The organism is Microbacterium sp. NRRL B-14842, from assembly GCF_050470785.1.
Genome location: NZ_JBFLUM010000001.1, coordinates 552,273 through 571,858 on the forward strand (window position 1 = coordinate 552,273; position 19,586 = coordinate 571,858).

At 72.6% G+C, this 19,586-nt stretch carries 19 protein-coding genes, 1 tRNA gene, 1 other RNA gene and 1 pseudogene; 17 read left to right on the plus strand and 5 right to left on the minus strand.

Going from position 1 to position 19,586, the window contains the following annotated elements; all coding sequences use genetic code 11:
• Window positions 1–14: 14 nt before the first annotated feature.
• On the plus strand, window positions 15–617 hold the full coding sequence (locus AB1285_RS02795; protein WP_370429090.1) for a GNAT family N-acetyltransferase: 603 nt from the start codon (window positions 15–17) through the stop codon (window positions 615–617).
• 52 nt (window positions 618–669) lie between these two features.
• Here the strand turns inward: AB1285_RS02795 and AB1285_RS02800 are convergent.
• Window positions 670–757, minus strand: a tRNA-Ser gene (locus AB1285_RS02800).
• Window positions 758–922: 165 nt separating this feature from the next.
• Between AB1285_RS02800 and mpaB the strand changes: the two genes are divergently transcribed.
• From mpaB to AB1285_RS02860, 12 genes are all read left to right on the plus strand, one after another.
• Window positions 923–1,990: a daptide biosynthesis RiPP recognition protein gene (mpaB, locus tag AB1285_RS02805; protein WP_370429091.1), complete on the plus strand. Its 1,068-nt coding sequence runs from the start codon at window positions 923–925 to the stop codon at window positions 1,988–1,990.
• Entirely contained in the window at window positions 1,987–3,246 is a 1,260-nt protein-coding gene (gene mpaD, locus AB1285_RS02810) for a daptide-type RiPP biosynthesis aminotransferase (RefSeq protein ID WP_370429092.1), read from the plus strand. The genes mpaB and mpaD overlap by 4 nt, the downstream gene beginning before the upstream one ends.
• Window positions 3,243–4,415, plus strand: coding sequence for a daptide-type RiPP biosynthesis dehydogenase (mpaC, locus tag AB1285_RS02815; protein WP_370429093.1), 1,173 nt, complete (start codon window positions 3,243–3,245; stop codon window positions 4,413–4,415). Before mpaD ends, mpaC begins: the two co-directional genes overlap by 4 nt.
• Before the next feature lie 5 nt (window positions 4,416–4,420).
• Window positions 4,421–4,555, plus strand: coding sequence for an MpaA1 family daptide-type RiPP (gene mpaA1 / locus AB1285_RS02820; protein ID WP_259951368.1), 135 nt, complete (start codon window positions 4,421–4,423; stop codon window positions 4,553–4,555).
• A 44-nt stretch (window positions 4,556–4,599) separates the two neighbouring features.
• A complete protein-coding gene (gene mpaA2 / locus AB1285_RS02825; protein ID WP_257721411.1) occupies window positions 4,600–4,725 on the plus strand; it encodes an MpaA2 family daptide-type RiPP in 126 nt (41 codons plus the stop codon).
• 10 nt (window positions 4,726–4,735) lie between these two features.
• Window positions 4,736–4,855 carry an MpaA3 family daptide-type RiPP gene (mpaA3, locus tag AB1285_RS02830; protein ID WP_292788270.1) on the plus strand — a complete coding sequence of 40 codons (120 nt, stop codon included), beginning with the start codon at window positions 4,736–4,738 and terminating at the stop codon, window positions 4,853–4,855.
• Between the two features lie 68 nt (window positions 4,856–4,923).
• Window positions 4,924–5,736 carry a daptide-type RiPP biosynthesis methyltransferase gene (gene mpaM, locus AB1285_RS02835; RefSeq protein ID WP_370429094.1) on the plus strand — a complete coding sequence of 271 codons (813 nt, stop codon included), beginning with the start codon at window positions 4,924–4,926 and terminating at the stop codon, window positions 5,734–5,736.
• Window positions 5,733–7,418, plus strand: coding sequence for a daptide biosynthesis intramembrane metalloprotease (gene mpaP / locus AB1285_RS02840; protein ID WP_370429095.1), 1,686 nt, complete (start codon window positions 5,733–5,735; stop codon window positions 7,416–7,418). Before mpaM ends, mpaP begins: the two co-directional genes overlap by 4 nt.
• 2 nt (window positions 7,419–7,420) lie before the next feature.
• Window positions 7,421–8,137 carry an ATP-binding cassette domain-containing protein gene (locus AB1285_RS02845; RefSeq protein WP_187664210.1) on the plus strand — a complete coding sequence of 239 codons (717 nt, stop codon included), beginning with the start codon at window positions 7,421–7,423 and terminating at the stop codon, window positions 8,135–8,137.
• Window positions 8,134–8,862, plus strand: coding sequence for an ABC transporter permease (locus tag AB1285_RS02850; protein WP_187662175.1), 729 nt, complete (start codon window positions 8,134–8,136; stop codon window positions 8,860–8,862). The genes AB1285_RS02845 and AB1285_RS02850 overlap by 4 nt, the downstream gene beginning before the upstream one ends.
• Window positions 8,859–9,590, plus strand: a complete 732-nt coding sequence (locus AB1285_RS02855) for a hypothetical protein (RefSeq protein ID WP_187662174.1) — start codon at window positions 8,859–8,861, stop codon at window positions 9,588–9,590. Before AB1285_RS02850 ends, AB1285_RS02855 begins: the two co-directional genes overlap by 4 nt.
• Window positions 9,591–9,619: 29 nt before the next feature.
• The gene (locus AB1285_RS02860) at window positions 9,620–10,528 is read left to right on the plus strand and encodes a rhodanese-related sulfurtransferase (protein ID WP_370429096.1); all 909 of its coding nucleotides are present in this window, start codon (window positions 9,620–9,622) and stop codon (window positions 10,526–10,528) included.
• A 15-nt stretch (window positions 10,529–10,543) separates the two neighbouring features.
• On the opposite strand, the gene AB1285_RS02865 is transcribed toward AB1285_RS02860, so the two are convergent.
• Both AB1285_RS02865 and AB1285_RS02870 read right to left on the minus strand, forming a co-directional pair.
• Window positions 10,544–12,811 (minus strand): transglutaminaseTgpA domain-containing protein, encoded by a 2,268-nt coding sequence (locus AB1285_RS02865; RefSeq protein ID WP_370429097.1) that lies wholly within the window; start codon window positions 12,809–12,811, stop codon window positions 10,544–10,546.
• Window positions 12,798–13,391: pseudogene (locus tag AB1285_RS02870) on the minus strand (DUF58 domain-containing protein); the annotation flags it as partial. The gene AB1285_RS02865 and the pseudogene AB1285_RS02870, both read right to left, overlap by 14 nt.
• 56 nt (window positions 13,392–13,447) lie before the next feature.
• Between AB1285_RS02870 and AB1285_RS02875 the strand changes: the two are divergent.
• Complete coding sequence (locus AB1285_RS02875; RefSeq protein WP_429977500.1) at window positions 13,448–13,969, plus strand: hypothetical protein; 522 nt, start codon at window positions 13,448–13,450, stop codon at window positions 13,967–13,969.
• Window positions 13,970–13,998: 29 nt separating this feature from the next.
• Here AB1285_RS02875 and AB1285_RS02880 read toward each other — a convergent pair whose 3' ends face one another.
• Entirely contained in the window at window positions 13,999–14,988 is a 990-nt protein-coding gene (locus AB1285_RS02880; protein ID WP_187662170.1) for an AAA family ATPase, read from the minus strand.
• Between the two features lie 109 nt (window positions 14,989–15,097).
• Entirely contained in the window at window positions 15,098–18,031 is a 2,934-nt protein-coding gene (locus tag AB1285_RS02885) for a DEAD/DEAH box helicase family protein (RefSeq protein ID WP_370429098.1), read from the minus strand.
• Window positions 18,032–18,096: 65 nt separating this feature from the next.
• On the opposite strand from AB1285_RS02885, the gene ffs reads away from it, so the two are divergent.
• From ffs to AB1285_RS02900, 3 genes are all read left to right on the plus strand, one after another.
• Window positions 18,097–18,193: signal recognition particle sRNA small type (gene ffs, locus AB1285_RS02890), an RNA gene on the plus strand.
• Between the two features lie 48 nt (window positions 18,194–18,241).
• Complete coding sequence (locus tag AB1285_RS02895) at window positions 18,242–18,850, plus strand: rhomboid family intramembrane serine protease (RefSeq protein ID WP_280568572.1); 609 nt, start codon at window positions 18,242–18,244, stop codon at window positions 18,848–18,850.
• Window positions 18,847–19,545: a hypothetical protein gene (locus tag AB1285_RS02900; RefSeq protein ID WP_370429099.1), complete on the plus strand. Its 699-nt coding sequence runs from the start codon at window positions 18,847–18,849 to the stop codon at window positions 19,543–19,545. Before AB1285_RS02895 ends, AB1285_RS02900 begins: the two co-directional genes overlap by 4 nt.
• Window positions 19,546–19,586 lie beyond the last annotated feature (41 nt).

The window sequence follows — 19,586 nt, forward strand, 5'->3', positions numbered from 1 at the left end:
CCCGAGGAGCCTCCGTGTCGCGTATCCGTCCCTACCGTCCGACCGATCGCGCGGCGATGTTCGAGATCTGCCTGCGGACGGCCGACGCCGGGGGAGACGCCACCGGGGTGCTGTCCGATCACGAGCTCTGGGGGAACCTCTTCGCGGTGCCGTACGTCGAGCGGCACCCGGACCTCGCCTGGGTCGTGGAGGCGGAGGACGGGCGCACCATCGGCTACATCGTCGCCACCGACGACACCTACGCGTTCTACGCCTGGTTCCGTGATGAGTGGTGGCCCACCCTTCACGCGCGCTATCCGCGGTCGGCCGACCCGCAGACACGCGAGCAGAAGCTGATCGAGTACGGGTACACGAGGGAGCCGGGCGTCGAGCCGAACGCGGCGGAGTATCCGGCGCATCTGCACATCGACCTGCTGCCGGAGACCCAGGGGCAGGGGCTGGGGCGCGGTCTCATCGAGACGCTCTTCGCCGAGTTGCGCCGACGCGGTGTCCCGGCCCTGCATCTGGGGATGGACCCCGCGAACAGCGGCGCGGCCGCCTTCTACGAGCGGCTCGGCATGACCCGGCTGCCGTCCGGACCGGGTGGTCTGACGTACGGGGTGCGCTTCGACGGCTGACGGCACCCGAAACGAGAGAAGACCTCCGCGATGCGGAGGTCTTCTTCGTCTGTGGCGGTGACGGCGGGATTCGAACCCGCGGTTGCTTGCACAACACACGCTTTCCAAGCGTGCTCCTTCGGCCGCTCGGACACGTCACCAGGGAACAACCTGTCCATCCTATCCGATGTCCCGCCGACCTCGTGACATGCCGGCGATCACCGGGCGCGGCGGTGAAAGCTGTTATATTGCACGTCATCAGAGGTCTGGATATCTTCATATGAAGACGCAAAGGCGTCAGGCGGATCCGGTTCTCTGGGGGGATCATGGGGACGAGTGCGACGACGGCACGACGCGACGAGGGACCGACGGGCGAAGACCCGCTCCTCGGCCCGCACGCCCTGCGGGCGTGGGTCACGGGAGCGCGGGAGGCCCGCACCCGCGTGTTCCTGCTGGAGACCGAGGCGGGGGCGGAGGCTGTCGCTGCGGCGGCAGGGCCAGAGGATGTGATCTTCCAGCCCCTCGAATCGACGTCGCGGCCGGGGACGGCGAGGATCGTCGGTTACAGCGGAACGCTCGCCGACCTCGGCGACGAGCTCTTCCTGGGGGAGCGCGGCGTCGAGCTCCAGGACTACATCGCGGCCTCGTTCGTCCAGATCATCGGACCGACGGCCGTGCGCTTCTTCGACGAGGCGAGCTGGCGCGCCTTCCTCGGCGACGCCGATCTCGCCCGCAGCACCGGGGTCTTCGCCGCCGCGATGCTCGACCCCCGGGTGTTGCTCGCGGGTCGCCACGTTCTCGCGCGGCCACACGAGGTGGAGACTCCGAGCGCCCTGCGCATCGACGCGGACGGTGGCGTGCACCTCGGGCTGCAAGGGCAGGAGATCGGTCACGTGCGCGACCTCCCCGCCGTCCTCGGGCAGGCCCTGCCCGAGGCATCGGCGCTGGGCGGCGTGCCCGGCTCGGCCGACCTCATCACCGAACTCGACGCCCGGCTGTGGATCGGCCGGTACCTCGATGCGGCCGATCTCCGGAAGATGCTCCGCCTGCCGAACGGCACCGGCCGGATCGCGGGCTTCGGGTGGACGCTCCTCGACGACGGCCTGGCGGATGCGGAGCCCGAGGCCACCGATCCGTTCCTGCTCGACACCGCCGAGGGGCTCCTGCTCGCCGATGTCGGGACGCGGCGCCGGCACCTGCTGTCCCCGCTGACCGCCACCGTGGTCGACGCGATCCAGACCTCGCGGACGCGCGGGCTGGCGGCGGCTCGCGTCGCACGGGCGTGCGGAGTGCCCGACGCGCATGCGCGGCGACTCTCCCTCGAGGCGCTGGAGGTGCTCGGCCTCCGTCTCGGCCGTCCGGTCGAGAGCGGCCAGAGCGGCGGCACCCGATGAGCGTGCCGCACGCGCTGTGGACATCCATGCTCCCCGCCGACACCGCCTTCCCTCCGGATCGCGTGGCGGTGGGCGCCTCCGGGCATCGGATCTTCTACGCCGACGGCTCCCACCGTCTGTGCGCGACGAGCGGGCTGTGGAACGTCCCCCTCGGCTTCGGCAACCCCCGGGTCGCCGAAGCGGTGAACAGGGCCGCGCGCGACGCCTCGTATCTGTCGCTGTTCCGCGCACCGCACCGGTACGCCGAGGATGCCGCCGACGCCCTCATCGCCCTCGCGGGTTCCGAGCGCTACCGCCGCGTGATCTTCTCCACATCGGGCGGGGCGGCCAACGATGCCGCGATGAAGCTCGCGCGGCAGTACTGGGCGCAGCAGGGCGCGGGCTCTCGATCCCTCGTCGTCGGTCTCCGCGGCAGCTATCACGGCACGATGTACGGCAGTCACGTGCTGAGCGGCGACGACCTGCTGCAGTCCGTCTACGGCGTCGACCGGCGGACGGTGCGGCACGTGTCGCACTCCGACGACGGGGAGGAACTCGCGGCGCTGCTGGAGCGCGAGGGGTCCCGCGTCGCCTCGGTCGTGGTGGAGCCGGTCCTGGGCAGCGGCGCCCACGCCCTGTCCGACGCCTTCGTCCACCGTCTCCTGGAGCTGCGCGAGCGGCACGGGTTCCTGCTGGTCGCGGACGAGGTCGCGACCGGCTTCGGCCGCACCGGCTCGCTGTTCGCCACCGACCGCTGGGCGTCCGCTCCGGACGTCCTCATCCTGTCGAAGGCGCTGACGAACGGCGCGATGGGGGCCGCCGTGCTCCTCGTCGGACACCGCATCGCGATGGCCTACGCGCGCGGCGGGTGGACCTTCGTCCACGGGGAGACGCAGGCGGGCACGCCGGCCTGCGCCGCGGCGATCCTCGCCGTGATCGACGAGCTCCGCCGTATCGACGTCGAGGCGACCGCCCAGGCACTGGCGACCGCGCTGCACCGCCTCGCCCGGAGCTGGCAGGACGAGGGGATCGTCACCGATGTCACCGGCTCCGGCTGCTTCGTCGGCCTGGGGCTCCGTCGGCCCGACGACTCCCCGCTCTCCGGCACCGAGGTCCTGGAGGTGGTGTCCGCCATCTCCGACAGCGGCGTCGTGGTCCACCCCGGTCCGAGCTCCTTCCAGCTCATCCCCGCCTACGGCTTCTCGTTGGCGGAACTGGCCGAGACCGATCGTGCCGTGCGGGCCGGTCTGGCGCGCGTGCGGGAGGCGGCGGCATGAGCGTGCCCTTCGCCGGCCGCGTCCCCACGCTGTGGCACGGACCCCGCGCCCGAGAGACGACGGGGCGTCTGACGGCGGGGCGGGACACGCTCGTGATCGCCGACGCGGCCGTCGCGCACACCTTTCCGACCGCACAGCAGGTGCGGAGGATGACGGTGGACGCCTCCGCGGTGGACGAGGTCGGGGTCCTCCTGATCGCCGACGAGATCATCCGGCGCCCGCCCGAGGTCATCGTGGCCGTCGGAGGCGGAAGCGTCCTCGATGCGAGCAAGATCGCGGCCCTGGCGCTCAGCCCCGGACGCCTCTTCGACTTCGCCCTCCGGCACGCGGCGACGGCAGCGCTCACGGTCCTGCCCGACGCGCCTCCGCCCGTCGACATCATCGCGATGCCGTCGACACTCGGCACGTCCTCGGAGACGAACAGCGTCGCCATCCTCCGGAACAGGTACGGGTCCCGGCTCCTCATCGGTCGACCGCTGCGCCCGCGTCACGCCGTCCTCGATCCCGAACGGCTCGCCACGCTCAGCCCCGCTGCCGTGCGGGAAGGGGCGCTGGAGGCCTTCCTCCGGGTGGCCGGAGCGTCGACGAGCCCGCGGACGGAGCGAGCGGAGCGCGACGCGAGGCTGCTCGGCCGCGCTCTCCTCGAGGTCGCAGCCGGCGAAGCGATATCGGCGGCGGGGCGCCTGCGTCTCGCGCGCCTGAGCGCCGCCACCCAGCGCACGGCAGCGCTCCGCGGACCCGATCCGTACAGCGCCCGACACTGGTACCTCGCGAACGAGGTCGCCTTCCATCTCGGCGTCCGCAAGATGACGGCCACCGTGGCGGTCATCGCCGCGGTCTGGCGTCGGATCGGCGCGGGCGATCTCCGCTGGGGTGATCGCGTCAGCCTCGACGCGTTCTGGACGGGCGTCGTGGGCGCGACCGGGCTACCCCGCGAGCCGGCCGCCGGCATCGCCGCGCTCGTCGATCAGGCAGACCTCCCGTCACCGCCGCGCCCGAGCGCACGGGAGATCGATCGGGTCGCCGCTGCGGTCGAGACCGCCTGGGGAGACCACCGACCCATGCTGCGCGGAATCCGTGCCACGGACATCCGCGCCGTGCTCCACGACTCCCGGTGGAGCACGCCCCCGGTCGGCGATCGCCGGCCCCGAACCGCTGAGAGGAGGTGATGTGAATGAACGACAGCACGGAGATGAGCATCCGGTTCCAGGAGCTCGACCCGATGGAGGCGCCCAGCTGGGACAGCTTCTACCAGGGCGTGATCGGCGCGCTGGTCCTCATCGGGATCGGCGCGGCAGCCGCCACCTGATGCCGCCTGGCCGCATCCGGATCAGACAGAGGAAGGAGGGACGCATGACCGCAGCACTGCCGGCGCTCGAGTTCACCGAACTCGAGGCCATGGATGCGCCGGGCGATGCCGACGACTACATCCGCGGCTTCGCCGTGGGCGTGATCATCGGAATTCTCGCTCTGACCTAGGAGGTGCACGTTGCAGACCACGTCGCTGGAGTTCCTGGAACTCGAACAGATCGACACCCCGCTCGAGTGGTGGGAGCACGCGAGCTACATCATCGCGATCATCGGCGGAGCCGCCGCCATCGCGACCTGACAGAGGGTGCGGGCGGGATCGTCCGCCCGCACCCCCCGACCATCCCTGCGAGGAGAGGCGATGCACGGATGACATCCCTGATCACCGAGACCGTGGCGGCACGGCTCGACCTGGTCGGCGCGACCGCCCGCGGGCAGGATCTGTACGCCGGGGCCGGCACAGACTTCTACGACCGGCTCGTCGGCCCGGACCGGGCGGAGGTCCGGGAGGTCCTGGCGCTCGCGCGCGCGGTCCCCGGTCCCGTCCTCGACCTCGCGGCCGGGAGCGGACGGCTGACGGTGCCGCTCGTGCGCTCCGGGCACCACGTCACGGCGGTCGATCTCTCGGCGGACATGCTCGCGCGCCTCCGCGGAGCCGTTCCGCACGGCGCGACGGTCGAGTGCGTTGTCGCGGACATGCGCGACCTCGCGCTCGACGGGCGGTACGGTCTGGTCATCCTCGGGGCGACCTCCATCACGGTGCTCGACCGGGAGGGCCGGGCGCGTCTCTACGCGGGTGTCCGACGTCATCTCGACTCCACCGGTGTCTTCGCCCTCACCGTCGCGGGCAGAGCGTCGGCGGACCGCCTCGCGGTGACGGCCGACCGCGAGATCGTGGTTCCCGGAAGCGCCGGAGACGAGCCCTACCTGTTCGCGCAGCAGATCGAGGACGACGGCGCCGTACGGGTGGTCAACTGGGTCCGTCTCGCCGATATCGCCCCGGGCGCGGAGGTGCCGGTGCTCACGAGCCGGCTGCACGTGCTGAGCCCCGAGATCCTGGCCGACGAACTCGTCGCGGCCGGCTTCACGGCGCCCCGGATCTCTCCGGTGCGGACTCCGGTCCCCGGGGAGATCCTGCTCCTCACGACGTCTCTCTCCGGGGATCGAGGGGGTGCGCGATGACCGCCGCGGATTCCCGGTCCCTGTGGCGACAGCGCGGACGAGGGCGGGACCCCCTCACCGCGGAGACGTGTCCCGCTCTGGCGACCGGCGTGGATTTTGAGCCCACCGGCGAGGGCTCCGTGTGGCTCGCCACGGTGCAGGGTGTCCCGTCCGCGCGGCTGTCTCGGGCGGTGGTCGACCTGCTGACGGCGATGGACGGCCGGACCCCGGTCTCCGCGCTGCGGGTACGCTTCGCGCCGGAGGCGACCGACGAGAGCGTGCTGCGACTGGTGGAGCGCTTCCGCGACAACGGTCTCCTGGACGGGGGCGCGTCCCGCCCACCCGGCCGCGTCGCCTACCGACCGCCGTTCACCCTGCAGTTCGCGACGCTCCGTGCGCCGGCCCTCTTCGCGCGCCTGGACCGGCTGGTCGTCCCCGTCCCGCGCCGAGCAGCCCTCGCGGCCGTCGCCGCGGTGCTCGTCGCCGGGGCCGTCGCCGCGATCCTGCAGACCGGCGATCTCAGGAACGTGCTCACGCGCCCCCTACCGCTCACCGGCTTCATCGTCGTCGTCGTGGCGCTGGGACTCGCGACGCTGTTCCACGAGGCCGCGCACGGGCTCACCCTCACCCGGCTGGGCGGCCGGCCCCGACGCGCCGGATTCATGCTCTTCTACCTCACGCCCGCGTTCTTCGTCGATGTGACGGACGGATGGCGGCTCGCCGACCGTCGGCATCGTGTGGCGATCGCGCTCGCCGGTCCGGCCGTCCACGCCACCGCGGCGGCGGTGGCGATGCTCGCGGCTCTCGGCCTGCCGGCGTCGACGGCCCGCGAGACGCTGCTGCTCCTCGCGATCTCCTGCACTGTCGTCGTCCTCGTGAACCTGATCCCGTTCGTGCGGTTCGACGGGTACATCGCGTTGATGAGTGCGCTGGACGAACCGAATCTCCGGGGGAGGACGGTCCGCGACGGCGCGGGCTTCCTCGCCCGCGTCCTGTTCGGCGGCCCGCGGCAGCCTCGGGCGCTGGAGCGGTGGTGGAGCGTGCCGTTCGGCCTGTGCTGTCTGATGGCGCCGGTCGTGATGGTGCTGTTCGCGGTCGTGCGGACCGCACAGCTGCTCGTCGGAGGCGGGGCGGGGGCGAGCCTCGTCGTGCTCGCCCTGGAGAGCGTCGTGGTCGTGGTGGGTCTCGCCCTCCTGGTGCGCGCGCTGATCCGTGTGCGGCGATCCGGTGTCTCCCGGACTCGTCTCGTCGCGGTGACCGCCGCGCTCGCCGTCGGCACGGTGGCCGCCGGCATCCTCATCCCGGTCCCGACGGCCGCGACACTCGGGTTCTGGGTGGACGACGACCGCGTGGTCCTGGTCCGCGGAGGAGCGGACGCCGGTGCAGACATCCCGGACGGTGCACGCGTCATCCTGTCGACGCGGGGGATCCTCGCGAACGAGTACCGGGGCGAGGGGAGGACCGCGGTCCGCCCTGCGGCGGAGGCCGAGGTTCCGATCGAGGCGCTGTACCCGGTCAGGGTGCCCGGGGTGACTGTCGCGGCGACGGCCGTTGCGGAGGTCGAGGTGACCGGGGAGAGGAGCGCCCTGCCGGCAGCCGGACAGGCGCGGGTCGAGCTGGGCACGACCCCGCTGTGGCATGCGCTCTGGGCGGCGGCCGTGTCGCCGCTGGCGACCCCCACGAGCGAGGAGGAGAGAGGATGAGCATGAATCAGCACGCCATCGAGGTGCGCGGCCTGACCAAGAGGTTCGGACACCGCACCGCCGTCGAGGACCTGTCGTTCGCCGTGCCCCGCGGAGCGATCGTCGGGCTCCTCGGACCGAACGGCGCGGGGAAGTCGACGACGCTGCGCGCGATCGTCGGCCTCGTGCGCCCGACCGGCGGAGAGACCCTCATCGACGGGGCGCCGTTCGGTGCGCTCGACAACCCCGCTACGCACGTCGGCGTCCACATGGACGGGTTCGGCTTCGAGCCGGGCATCTCGGGGCGACGGCATCTGGAGATCTGCCGACTCGCCGCCGGGGCGCCCCGCGACCGCGTCGACGAGGTCCTCACCGAGGTCGGCCTGGCCGCCGATGCGCGTCGGCGCGTGAAGACGTACTCGACGGGCATGGCCCAGCGGCTCGGGCTGGCCGCCGCATTGATCGGCGCGCCGCGGACGCTCATCCTCGACGAACCGGCCAACGGGCTGGATCCCGACGGCATCCGCTGGCTGCGCCGGTTCCTCCGCGGTTTCGCCGAACGCGGCGGCACGGTCCTCGTCTCCAGTCATCAGCTCCCCGAACTCGAGCAGGTCGTGGACGAGGTCGTCGTGATCAAGCGTCGGGCGCTCTTCGCCGGACGGCTGGACGATCTGGTCACCGGCGGGGCCGACTCGCTCGAGAGTCGGTACTTCGACCTCGTCGAGGGAGCCCCGGCGTGAGCGGCGTGATCCGCAGCGAGCTGCTGCGCGCGGTGAGCGGGCTGTCGATCCTCGCCGTGTACCTCGTCGCCGTCCTCATGCCGACGTTCGTGCTCTTCTCCGACGGCTCGCGCTTCGCTCTGGACGGCCTCGACCCCGGCGCGGCGACGGCTCGACTGCTGGAGCCGCTCGCGTGGTCGGTCATCTCGGCGGCGTTCGTCGGTGCCTACCCGGTGACGCGGGAGTACTACTACGGCTCCATGGACCGCACGCTCACGGCGGTCGGGTTCCGTCGCGCCTTCCGAGGGAAACTGGTCGCCGGCGTCCTCATCGCCCTGGCGCTGGCCGGCGTCGTCTTCCTGCTGTGGACGCTCGCGATCTCCCTCCTGCTCGCTCGCCACGGGCTCGCGCTCGTCTTCACCGCCGAGGCATGGCGGATCATCGCCGGGGCCGTGGCCGGGGTCGTCCTCGGTGCTCTCATCGGCGGGGCGATCGGCTGGATCACCCGGAACTACTACGCGACGGCGATCATCGTCCTCGTCTTCCCGATGGCGCTGGAGTTCGCGCTGCTGCGGACGGCACCGGAGATCGCGCGGTTCTCACCCGGGATGGCCATCGCCGCGCTGAGCGTGCCGGAGTACCAGGGACGACTGCTCGCCTTCGTGCCTGCCCTCGGCATCGGGGTGGCGTGGGCGATCGGTCTCGTCGCGCTCGCCGCCGTCCGAGGACGCCGGAGCGTCGCGTGATCGGTCGGGCGCTGCGGGCGCAGGCGCGCGGCGCGGCCGGGGATGTCGTCCTCCTCGGGATGGCACTGGCGGCCTTCGTGCTGTCCCTGTCCCTGGCGACCAGCATCCCGGCGGAGCTCGGCGATGCGCCACGGGAGGCGCGGGAAGGACTGGTGGCCCCGTTCGACGCCGTGCTCGCGACCTACGCCGGCATCCTCGCCGCCGTCTACGGCTCCTTCCGCTACACGATCGACCGGCGGGACGGTGTCGTCGCGCAGCGACTGATGCTGGAGTCCCGGTGGGCGATGCTCGTCGTCCGTATGCCTGCCTCGGCGCTGGGCGGCGCGGTCGTCGCGGTCGCGGCCGTCCTCGGCGGCCGCGCGGCGCTGTTCGTCACGATGGGCGGGATCCCCGTGCATCCGTCCGCCGTCATGGCCGCCCTCGCCCTCGGCGCGGCCGCCGCCCTCTGGGGCCTGGGGGTCGGCATCGTCGTGCAGGCGCATCTCGCGGCGCTGTTCGTCACCGCGTTCTCGATGGGGGTCGGGCTGCTCGTGGCGATGTTCTGGAGCGCCGGCGCCGTCTACCTGCCTCTTCCTGCCCTGCTCGACGCCTTCCGGTTCGACGGGTCCGCCATCGGGATCCCGGCGGGCGGAGGACTCGGGCTGTTGGCGGCGCCGATCGCGGCGGGCTGGATCCTCCTCGCGGTGGGGGCGGGATCGGCCGTGTTCCTGCGGCGGGACGTGACCTAGGCCCGCGGGAGGCGACGTAGGATTCCTGGGTGGCCACCCCCAAGATCCTCCTCTTCTACGCGTTCACCCCGCTCGCCGACCCGGAGGCCATCCGCGTCTGGCAGCGCGATCTCGGCGAGGCGCTGGGGCTGCGCGGTCGGCTGCTGATCTCGTCGCAGGGCATCAACGGCACTCTCGGCGGCGACCTCCCGGTGCTGAAGAAATGGGTGCGGTCATTCCGCTCCTATGCGCCCTTCCGCGACGCCGACATCAAGTGGAGCGAGGGCACCGGGCTCGACGCGTCGGGTCGCAGCCTCGACTTCCCGAAGTTGAGTGTGAAGGTGCGCGACGAGATCGTGTCGTTCGGCGCCCCGGATGAGCTGCGGGTCGACGCGGACGGCGTCGTCGGCGGGGGCGCGCGGCTCACCCCCGAACAGCTGCACGCCCTGGTCGCCGAGCGCGGGGACGAGGTCGTGTTCTTCGACGGACGGAACGCGCTGGAGGCCGAGATCGGACGCTTCCGTGGCGCCGTCGTGCCGGATACGGAGACCACCAGGGACTTCGTGCGCCTGCTCGACTCCGGCACCTACGACGACCTGAAGGGCAAGCCCGTCGTCACGTACTGCACCGGCGGCATCCGCTGCGAGGTGCTGTCGAGTCTCATGGTCGCCCGCGGCTTCGGCGAGGTGTATCAGCTGGAGGGCGGCATCGTCCGCTACGGGGAGACCTTCGGCGACGACGGCCTCTGGGACGGATCGCTCTACGTCTTCGACGGGCGTGGATCCGTCGACTTCTCGGACCACGCGCGAGTCATCGGTATGTGCGTGGGATGCGGCGCGGCGACCAAGCGCACCGCCAACTGCCCTGACCCGTCGTGCCGCGTGCAGTCCGTCGTCTGCGCGGACTGCGAGGCCGTCGCGTGCCCCGCGCATGCGGCCACCGTGCCGACGCGGGCCTGAGCGGCGCGACGACGGTCACACCAGGAGCCGGGCGTCTGATCCGCGCGAAGCGTAGAGCGACCGCGGCAGCAGCAGTGCGCGTGCCCGCGTCGACCCGTCGACATGCGCGCGGAGACTGGCGAGCACGGACTGCAAGGGCGCGCCGAGGTCGTCCTCCGCCGCGGACGCGCGGGCGTAGTTGGCGCGCTCCACCGCCGCGATGAGCCGCCCCAGCGCAGCCTCGTCGGCTCCCGCATCCCTGACGAGCCCGGCGGCCCGCATCCGCGGACTGTCCGCATCCGAGACCGCGATCCGGAGATCGATCAGGGTGTCGCGCAGTTCCGCCCAGGCCGCGGCGGCGTCTCCGCGAGCGGCACGGCGCATCCGGAGGCGCCGCTCGACGAGCCGGACGAGCGCGGGAAGGAGGAGGAGCGCCACGATGCCGAGCACGGTGAGGACCACCGGCGTCGGGTCCAGCCGGCGCAGCTCTCCGGAGTCCGTCGAGCCGGCATCGGCATCCCGCCGATCGACCTCGGGGCCGGAGGTCTCCTCCGTCTGGGGTGCGGTCGTCGGCGCAGGAGTGGCGGGGCCTCCGCCGGTCCCGCCTGCGGTCGTGCCCGCACGGAAGGCCGTGGGGACGCCGAGCGAGGCGGTCGGCTCGAACGGCACCCAGCCGATCCCGGGGAACAGCACCTCGGGCCAGGAATGCAGCTGATCGCTCGACACCGAGAAGATCGACTCGTCTCCGCGCTTCTCGTCCGTGAGGGACCCGGGGAGGTAGCCCACTACGATGCGCACCTGCATGCCGAGGCTCTCGGCCATGAGGGCGAAGGCGCCGGCGAAGTGCACGCAGTATCCGGACCGCTCTTCGAGGAATCGTGCCACCGCGTCCGCGCCGGTCCCGTCGAACCCCTCGTCGACCGGCGTCTCCAGCGAGTACTCGAACTGCGACCGGAACCAGTTCTGCAGGGCGACGAGGCGGTCGTAGTCGGTCTCCTCGTCCGCGGTGACCTCCGTCGCCAGCCGGGAGATGATGTCCGGAAGCTCGACGTCCTCGTCCTCCGCGTCCGCGAGGGGCGGAGCGGCCTCCGCGGCGCGGATCTGCTCCAGGGTCGGCGTCACGCGGAGCGAGGTGACCGTGTAGTCGTTGCCGACCGCATCGGCGCGGCGGGAGAAGAGGGTGCGGTTCTCGGGCGACACGCGCCACGCGGCGCTCAGACCCTGCACTTCCGTGGCCGGATACGGCAGCGGGAGCCAGGAGCTCGACATGCGCAGCACCCGGATCGAGGTCGTCTGCTCCGCGGTGGTGATGTCGTCCCCCCACTCCGGATCCCCGAAGCCGTCGACCTGAGACTGCAGGTCCCCGCGATCCGGCTGCCAGACGCGGCCGTCGAACCGGGAGAGCGTCGTGAGGCGGAGATACGGGGCGGTGTCGGTCTTCGCGGCCACCGTCAGCACCTCGACCGGACTCGGCTGCCGCAGATCGTCGCCCAGCCGTAGCGAGGCATCGACGGTCACGCCGACCCCGGTGCCGGTGATGGTCGAGCCGACCGGGAGCAGCGGCGTCACGACGAGGGTGGTCGCGACGGCGGCGGCACCGACGGCGACCGCGACGCCGGCCGACGCGCGGCGCGGTGACTCCGGATGCCGACGTGCAGTGAAGCGGAACACGAGGAGCGCCACGACCGCCGCGAGGGCGAACCAGGCCACATTCGGGGCACCCAGGGTGATGATCATGGGCACCGCACCGGTGACGCCCAGCAGAACGGTCGTGAGCACGGCGGAGCGACTCGCGATCAGGAGATCGAGCAGGATCGCGACGACCGCGAAGCCTGCTCCGAGGGCGGCCGCAAGCCCCGGGGAGGCCTCCAGCGGGGCCGAACCGAAGACGATCTCCTCCGCCGCGGCGGAGGCGAGGGCCTGGAACAGGCCGAAGGTGCGGGGCGTCGGCACGACCCCCGCGATCGCGGTGTCTCCGGCGAGGAGCAGCGTGAGGACGCCGACCGCCACGATGACCTGCGCCACAAGGGCGAGCAGCCCGGCGATACCCTCCGAACGCCCGCGTAGGAGATGACGCACGAGCGCGCCGACCCCCACGACCGCGATGATGACGACGGTCGCGACGAACGACCAGGTCCCCGGAGCGATGACGGCGGTGAACGGCCACAGCGCCGTGAGGGCCGCGAGGCCGGCGAGGGCCGCCGGAGCGAGGACACCGGACGGCGGCTCCTCCCGGTCACGGTGCCAGCGTGCGCGGGTGTCGGCGGGCACGGGGGCGGGTCGCGTGCGCTCAGCGCGGAACATCGGCGGCTCCCGTCCGCGCCGACAGCGCGTCGTCCCAGGCATCCGCGACGTCGACGCCGAGCCGGGTCACGGTCCAGCCGTGCTGGCGGGCGGCGTCCTCCGTTCCCGGGAGCGGATCGGTACTGAACAGCAGCGGCGCTGCGGCCCCCGCCGGACGCAGGAGCGCGGCGTCCTCCTCGTCCAGCCGACCGGTCACGTAGACGAGCGGCCCCGGCGGTGTCCCGCCCAGGAGCGCGGCGAGGTCGCGCCTCTCGCCGCGCGGCGTCACCATCGCCAGGGCGACCAGCAGGCCGTCCCTGTCGTCCTCGTGTCCGCGGAGCACGCCGAGGAGCGTGCCGGCGCTGTCCAGCACGTCGACGCTGTACCCCTCCGCAGCGAGGTGCACGGCGGCGGACGCGCACAGGGAGACGGCGGCTTCGAACGCCGGATCGACCGTATCGGTCCCCGTGGCCCAGCCGCCGGCGGCGCGGTCGAGCACGACGACCGCGTCGGGGCTCGACTCCTCCTCCTCCTGCCGGACCATGAGTTCGCCGCGGTGCGCCGTTGCCCTCCAGTGGATGCGTCGCATCGAGTCACCCGGTGCGTAGCCGCGGGGGAGAGGTTGTCGCTGCCCTGGCCCAGGCGGGTGGAGGAGGTGTGCGCGGTCCCGCCCGCGGCGCCGATCCGCACGGCGAGCGGGGTGAGCGCGAAGACCTCCGGCACGACCGTGATGGTGCGCGTGTCGCCGAAGGCCTGCTCGCGCTGGGCGAGACCGAACGGGTCGACGGTGCGCAGCAGGAGGGGGCCCAGCGGCCAGACACCCCGGCGGACGCCGGTGATGAGGTAGTTCAGCTGGGGTGTGTCCCCGGGATACTCGCCCCCCGAGTCGCCGGCGACCGCGGTGGGGAGGACGTCGTGCCAGAGCCCGTGCGGGACCCGGAGGGCGCGCAGCGTGAAGCGGACCGTCACCCGCGAGGTCTCCGAGACCGTGAGCAGGTCGGTCGAGATCTGTCGGCTGACCGTTCCGGAGCGTCGCGGGAGACGCACGGCGAGGGCGGCGAACAGCGTGAGCGCAGCCAGCAGGATCCCGAGGTACAGGAGGATCCTGGCGCCGAGGACGTTGGCCGCGATCACGCACGCGAGCGCGGCGACGAGCGCACCGGTGCCGCGCGGCTGTGAGCAGTCGACGTCGGCGCATGATCGCGTCCTCAGGAGCGGGTCGCGACGGGGACGCGGACGCGCTCGGCGATCTGGGTGAGTGCGGCCTCGACCGGCTGCGCGCCGGCACGGTGGGCCCCGCGGGCGGGGAGCAGCCGGTGCGCGAACACGGGGATCAGCAGGTCGGTGATGTCGTCCGGGATGACGTAGTCGCGGCCGTCCAGCGCGGCCCAGACCTTCGCGGCGCGGACGAGCTGCAGCGTGGCCCGCGGGCTGGCGCCGAGGTGCAGGCTGGGGTCGTTCCGCGTCGCCTGGGCGAGGGAGACGGCGTACTCCTCGAGGGCGGGCGCCACGTGCACGGCGCGCGCCCACGCGATGAGCTGGGAGATCGCGGCGGCGTCCGCGACGGGGGTGACGGTCGCCAGCGGATTCACGACGTCGCGCTGCCGGAGCATGAGGGCCTCGGCCGCGGGGTCGGGGTAGCCCATCGAGATGCGCATCATGAAGCGGTCGCGCTGCGCCTCGGGGAGCGCGTACGTGCCCTCCATCTCCAGCGGGTTCTGCGTGGCGACCACGAGGAACGGATCGGGCAGCCGGTGGGTGGAGCCGTCGACCGTGACCTGCCCCTCCTCCATGGCCTCCAGCAGCGCCGACTGGGTCTTGGGGGAGGAGCGGTTGATCTCGTCGGCGATGACGATGTGCGCGAAGATGGCGCCGCGTTTGAACTCGAACTCGCGGTCGACGGGGTTGTAGACGGACACGCCCGTCACGTCGCCGGGAAGGAGATCCGGGGTGAACTGGATGCGCCGGACGGTGGCATCGACGGTGGCGGCGAGGGCGCGCGCCAGCATGGTCTTCCCGACCCCGGGCACGTCCTCGATGAGCAGATGGCCTTCGGCGAGCAGGCAGACGAGGGCGCTGCGCACGGCCTCGGGCTTCCCGTCGATCACCTGGCTGATCGAGCCGAGGATGGCCGCCGTCTGTGCGGCGAATCCGTCGGCGTCGATCGCGACCGGGCTCAGGGGGGCGTTCTCTGGCATGCGTTCCCTCTCGTCCGGCGCAACGATGCGCGTGCATCGATCGTACGCTCCGCACGGCCTGCGGGACCACGTCGGGCTGGCCGGTCTGCGGGGACGGCAGGGTCGGCCGTCAGCCCCAGATCCGGTACCGCGGCTCCGCGGGGTCGAGCAGCGCAGGGGTGAGGCGGGCGACCTGGAGCAGCGCGAGACCCGTCGTCCCCCGGAGTTCGTGGAGCTCGCACTGCCCGACCGTCTCCCGCCACCGCGCGGCGAAAGCCTCGGCGTCGGCTCGGCGGCGGGAGAGCGCTGCGGGAACCGGCAGCAGACGACGACCGGGGACGGCGCGGTCGACGATCGAGCGGATGCGGTCGAGCACGGGACCGGGCCGGCCGAAGATCCCCTGGTCGACCCGCAGGAGGAAGCGCGGGCTCTCGGCCACGGCGAACAGCTCCTGCAGGGCGTCGGCGATCAGTGCGCGGTCGCTCCGCGGTCCGGCGATCTCGATCCAGAAGTCGGCGGCGGAGCGGTTGCGCACCCGGACGGTCGAGGCATCGAAGGGCCCCACCCGTCCGGCGTCGTGGAGGGACCGGGCGATGGCCAGCGCGGCGCCGCCGTACAGAGCAGCGGGGTCACGGAGGCGGTGCAACGCGCGCAGCACGCTGGACCCGCACACCACAGCGGTCGCCAGCACGCCGCCGAGCGCCGCGACGGTGACGCCCGCCTCCAGCGGGAGGGAGACTGCGCCGATCGCCCCCAACGCCGCCGTTCCGAGGGCGATGCCGGTCGCGCTGAATCCGAATGTCAGGGGCACGGCAGCGGCGAGGGTCGGTCCCGTCCGCAGCAGGCGGGCCTCCGGCGTCGTGCGGACGGAGACCACGTCGCGCTCCCGGGAGTCGTGAGGCTCGCCGATCCGCCAGTCCGCTCTGGTCTGGGCGCGGGTGGGGAGCCGCGAGAGCGTCTCCTCGTTGATCCTCTCGATCGTGGCGCCGGGGACCTTCTCGAGGACGTCGTCGAGTGCGGCGATCGCGGCGGAGGGGAGCGCGTGGTCCAGTCCCGAGACGATCCGGGTGCCGTCGTCGGCGCTGAGCCCCCAGAGGTGTCCGTGTCGTCGTCGCAGGCGCTGCGTCTCGGCGGGGCTGTCCAGGTCGACGGACGCGGGGATGACGCACGCCACCGACCAGTTGTGCGCCACCTTCTCCGGCCATGCGGGGTCGAGACGCAGGGTGCGCCCCCGGAGCTGCTGGGTGCCGGTGCTCGTCGCCACCGCGGTCAGATCGATCAGCGTGTTCACCGACGGGCAGTCCCACCCCTCGCCGAGGAGTCCTCGGGTGCCGACGAGCACCCGCACGGTGCCGCGTCGGATCAGCTCCGAGACGGCCGCGACGACCTGGCCCCGTCCGGCCTCGGCGACGCGGAGATCCCGCGTGCCTCCTGCTCCGTCGACGACCGTCACCTCGTCCCCGAGCACCGCGGACAGCTGCTCCGCGAGGTCGGCGGCATCGACGGCCCGCACCCGCAGATGATGGGCGGTCAGCAGCACCGGACGCAGCGTCCCTGTCACCTCGTCGGCGGCCAGGAGGTCGAAGACGCGGAGCGCGCCGGCGGGCTGCCCGGTGAGCCCGCGGCGGCTCCCGTGCTCGACGAAGTCGGTCACGATCACCGCCCGCATCTGGGCGCCGGCGTCTCCGCTCAGCTCGCGGCGCAGGATGTCCACGGCCGCGCGGTCCTTCGCCACCGAAGACGTCAGTGTGGTCTCCACCGGGTCCCGGCCGCGTCGCAGCCCCCGATCGGTGAGGTGCAGGCCGAAATCCGCGAGAGCTCCGCGCACGTGCTCCCATTGGCGCAGGGCGGTGGGGTCGGTGAGTAGGCGCGTCTGCGCGAAACGGGTGAGGACGGTGAGGAGGTCGTCGGTCGTGCAGCGGCCGAACAGCACCGGCGGCAGGAGCGCGCCGAGCGGATGCCCCGGCGCCGCGGCTCGGAGGACGACGCCGGCGGCCCGGGTGAGCGTGAAGTCCGTGGAGAGCGCGTGCTCCAGCCGTGCCCGCCGCGCGATGTCGGGGTCATCCGTCCCCGTCGGTGGCACGGAGCCCGCCGCCGGCTCCGGCTGCAACGTCGCCTCCAGATACGCCACGCCATCCGGCGAGGACAGCACCTGCCCGACGAGATCCGCGAGCAGGGCTTCGTGCCGGCGGATGAAGGCGGCCTCGGTCGGGTCCGGCTGGGTGAACCAGATCGAGTCCCGATAGGGCGCGAGGTGGCCCTCCTTCACCACCGCGGGGGCGGGCACCTCGTAGTCCACGTCTCCGAGCAGGCGCGTGTAGTTCTCGTACTCGACACCGTCGTCGGGGGAGGGGAGCGTCGCCGTCAGGCCGATCAGGACCGGGGGCGATCCCGCGGCCCGGATGCGCGCCGCCAGGTAGGCGACGACCAGCGCCCAGTGGTCGAGCAGGTGATGGCACTCGTCCAGGACGATCGTGCGCACTCCGGAGCCGACGATCGCGTCGATGACCTCCACGGCGTTGGGGTGCAGCACCCGGGCCAGCTCCTCCGGGCGCTGCTGCGAGAACGAGCGGCGCACCCGGCGTACCCGCCGCCGCAGTCCTGAGCGGTAGCGATCGGGATTGTCGACCTCGAGTGTGGCGAGCCAGGTCGCCGCATCGGCCTCGGACCGATCGGTCTCGGCGAGCTCGGCGATCCACCGATGACGCGCCAGCTCCTCGAACGGCGAACCGTCGCCGGTGACGCTGAGGAGTTGGTAGGTCAGCACGGTGAGGTCTCCGAGCCGCCGCGGATCGTCCGAGACAGCGTCGTCCTCGGGGGCGAGCTTCCGCGCCTCCCGGAGCCATTGCTGGCGGATGGTGAGCGTCGGAGTCAGGACGAGCGTGCGGTGTCCCTCCCGCGCGGCGAGCAGCAGTCCGAGCAGGGTCTTGCCGGAACCCGGCGGTGCGACGACGTGCATCTTCTCGTCGGAGCCGACCTCGATGCGCTCCAGCACCTCGGCCTGGTACGTGCGCAGCGGTCCGCGGAACCGCCACGACGAGAGCGGGTGGGCGAGCGGATCCATGACCTGCACAGTCTCTCAAAGAGTGCGGTGTGTCATCGCGCCGGTCGGCGTCGGGTAGAGTGGACGACGGCTCTCCGCGTGGCGGCATCCAGGCCAATTCCCCCAGGGCGGAAACGCAGCAAGGGTAACCGGGCTCTGCTGGGTGCGCGGAGGGTCTTTTCTTTTGCCCGCGTCCAGCCGGCCCCAGGGTGCTCCTGCGACAATCGAGCGGTGACCGTTCCTCCGCCGGCCAGACCCGAGCATCCGCTGCGGCGATTCGCGTCGCCCGTGCTGCTGCTCGCGGCGATGTGGGCGGTGCAGTTCGCGGACGCCGTGCTGCCGGGCTCGTTCAGCGGCCTCGGCATCCGCTCGTGGGATCCCGCCGGGCTGCTCGGGATCGTGTTCGCGCCGCTGCTGCACGCGAGCTGGGCGCATCTGATCGCGAACTCCGTCCCGTTCCTCGTGCTGGGCTGCCTGGTGGCCGTCGAGGGCACGCGCCGATTCTGGGCGGTCACCGTGATCGTCGCGGTCGTCGGCGGGCTCGGGACCTGGCTCGTGAACGCGCCCGGCACGCTGACGGTCGGCGCCTCCGGACTCGTGTTCGGCTACTTCGGCTACGTGGTGATGCGGGTGTTCGCCCCCGGCCGGGTGGCGCATCGCATCCTCTACGCGGTGATCGCCGTCGTCGTGATCGGCCTCTACGGCGGCACCATGCTGGCCGGGGTGTTCGGAGTGGCGGACGGCGTGTCCTGGCAGGGGCACCTCTTCGGCGCCATCGGAGGCGGTGCGGCCGCGCTCGCCGGACGGCGTCCCGACCAGCGCCGCGCCATCGGACGATGACGGCTCCGCGCACGAGGAGGACGACGGGGACGCGGACCACGTCGACCCGGCGGCCCGCCGCGTCGCGCGAGGCCGCCAACCGCCGACGCCGCGAGGCCCGCCGTCGAGCCGCCCGGCGCGCACAGCGGAAGCGGACCCTGCGGCGCGTCGCCGTGTCCGCCGCCGTGGTGGCCGCGGGGGCGGCGCTGCTCGTGCTCATCCCGCTGGGGCTGGCGAGGGATCCGGCGCCGGTCTGCCTCGACCGTCCGTCGACCTTCCCCCAGGCAGGGGTGGCCGGATGGAGCGGTGAACAGCTCGAGAACGCTGCGACCATCATCCGCACCGCCGACGAGCTCGGGTTCGCGCGGGACGGCCAGATCCTCGGCGTCATGACCGCGATGGGCGAGAGCAGTCTGCGCAACATCGACTACGGGGACTGGGAGACGCGCGGCTGGACCAATCCGGATGGATCGCGCACGACGAGCATCGGCCTCTTCCAGCAGCAGGACTGGTGGGGGAGCGTGGAGCAGCGGATGGATCCGGCCACCGCCGCCCGGTTGTTCTTCGAGCGCCTCGGACGCGTGCCCGACTGGCCGTCGATGGCGCCCTCGCATGCCATCCACCGGGTGCAGGTGAACACCGATCGGGACTACTACACGCGGTATCAGGAGGACGCGACGGCGGTCGTCGACGTGCTCTCCGGCCCGTGCGAGTGACCGCCGCGATTGTCACGGCAGCTGTGGGGTGCGGTGTCGGG

Coding starts and splice junctions, on each gene's coding strand:
- mpaA2 (WP_257721411.1), top strand. CDS start 4,600: ATGACCGCAGCACTGCCGGCGCTCGAGTTCACCGAACTCGAGGCCATG.
- mpaB (WP_370429091.1), top strand. CDS start 923: ATGGGGACGAGTGCGACGACGGCACGACGCGACGAGGGACCGACGGGC.
- AB1285_RS02885 (WP_370429098.1), bottom strand. CDS start 18,031: ATGGATCCGCTCGCCCACCCGCTCTCGTCGTGGCGGTTCCGCGGACCG.
- AB1285_RS02845 (WP_187664210.1), top strand. CDS start 7,421: ATGAATCAGCACGCCATCGAGGTGCGCGGCCTGACCAAGAGGTTCGGA.
- mpaC (WP_370429093.1), top strand. CDS start 3,243: ATGAGCGTGCCCTTCGCCGGCCGCGTCCCCACGCTGTGGCACGGACCC.
- AB1285_RS02880 (WP_187662170.1), bottom strand. CDS start 14,988: ATGCCAGAGAACGCCCCCCTGAGCCCGGTCGCGATCGACGCCGACGGA.
- AB1285_RS02865 (WP_370429097.1), bottom strand. CDS start 12,811: ATGTTCCGCGCTGAGCGCACGCGACCCGCCCCCGTGCCCGCCGACACC.
- AB1285_RS02900 (WP_370429099.1), top strand. CDS start 18,847: ATGACGGCTCCGCGCACGAGGAGGACGACGGGGACGCGGACCACGTCG.
- mpaM (WP_370429094.1), top strand. CDS start 4,924: ATGACATCCCTGATCACCGAGACCGTGGCGGCACGGCTCGACCTGGTC.
- mpaD (WP_370429092.1), top strand. CDS start 1,987: ATGAGCGTGCCGCACGCGCTGTGGACATCCATGCTCCCCGCCGACACC.
- mpaA1 (WP_259951368.1), top strand. CDS start 4,421: ATGAACGACAGCACGGAGATGAGCATCCGGTTCCAGGAGCTCGACCCG.
- mpaP (WP_370429095.1), top strand. CDS start 5,733: ATGACCGCCGCGGATTCCCGGTCCCTGTGGCGACAGCGCGGACGAGGG.